The organism is Halorhodospira sp. 9622, from assembly GCF_022228025.1.
In the GTDB taxonomy this organism is placed as follows: Bacteria; Pseudomonadota; Gammaproteobacteria; order Nitrococcales; family Halorhodospiraceae; genus Halorhodospira; species Halorhodospira halophila_A.
Genome location: NZ_JAJNRE010000099.1, coordinates 1 through 646, shown reverse-complemented (window position 1 = coordinate 646; position 646 = coordinate 1). Strand labels below are relative to the sequence as shown.

The 646-nt window shown below is 62.7% G+C and carries 1 protein-coding gene; it reads right to left on the bottom strand.

The window, feature by feature from the left end; translation table 11 throughout:
- Positions 1 to 646: hypothetical protein (locus LRG07_RS13770; protein ID WP_238642766.1), on the bottom strand; the 646-nt coding region annotated here is incomplete at both ends.

Genomic DNA, 646 nt, shown 5'->3' with positions numbered 1-646 from the left:
CTGAACAGTTCCTGTTCATTTTCATCGAGCTGCGCGTAGTTGTCGACGAAATCCGCATACTTGAGCCGCTTGTTCGGGTCCGGCTCCAGGGTCTCAAGCCCCTGCAGTGCACTGGCGCGGGCTTCGAGCTTCTCGTCGGTGCCTTCCCAGTGCATCAGCGGCAGGCACAGGCGGGCGACGATGTTGCTGCTGTCCAAATGCTGCCGGTACGACTCGGCTCCGGCCTGCCAGTAAAGGTACTGGAAGCTCAGGTACGTGTGCTGATCCCCGGCAAGCTCAAGCCGTGTGGGCACCGGACGCGCGGAGAGGAAGATGACCACCGGCACGATCCGTGTTGTGCCGAGCATCTGCGAGAGGTCGGTGCAGTAATGAATCAGCCGGTGGATGTCGAAGCGTTCGGCCCGGGTCTCCTCCTCGAAGGCGAAGGCCAGCACCTCGCGCTCGCCGTTCGACCACTCGATGTGCAGTGGGGTGTCGAGGGCCCGGTAGTGGTGACGCAGCCGCTCCTTGAGCTGTTCCTGACGGATGGGGAGCACGCGCACGGATTCATCGAGGCGTACCGCCTCCTGGCTGGCGAAAAAGGCGATCGCCTCACGGGGGTAGTCGACGATCAGGTTCTTGAAGTCCTGGTCGTAGTCGGGGGTCT